The organism is Opacimonas viscosa (assembly GCF_024199005.1).
Taxonomy (GTDB): Bacteria; Pseudomonadota; Gammaproteobacteria; order Enterobacterales; family Alteromonadaceae; genus Opacimonas; species Opacimonas viscosa.
Genome location: NZ_JANATA010000281.1, coordinates 1 through 244, shown reverse-complemented (window position 1 = coordinate 244; position 244 = coordinate 1). Strand labels below are relative to the sequence as shown.

General features: G+C 51.2%; 1 protein-coding gene. It reads left to right on the top strand.

Annotation, left to right across the window (positions count from 1 at the left end; all coding sequences use genetic code 11):
• Positions 1–113 precede the first annotated feature (113 nt).
• Positions 114–244 (top strand): NADPH-dependent FMN reductase (locus tag NLF92_RS13600; RefSeq protein ID WP_254102797.1); only part of this gene is annotated, 131 nt, incomplete at its 3' end.

Below are 244 nucleotides of genomic sequence, written 5' to 3'. Positions count from 1 at the left end.
CTGAAGCTGGGCTTAGACCTGCTGGGCATCGAAACGCTGGATAAAATGTAGCGGCTCAGAGAAGCCGCACTCTCACCCTATTGACAGATAACAGACCTAGGAAGGCTTATACCATGACTAAGATTCTTGCGTTTTCAGGCAGTACCCGACGAAATTCATACAACCAGGCCGTGGTTGAATGTGCGGCTCAGGCTGCTAAAGATGCCGGTGCGGAAGTAACCGTGATCAACCTGGGAGACTATGC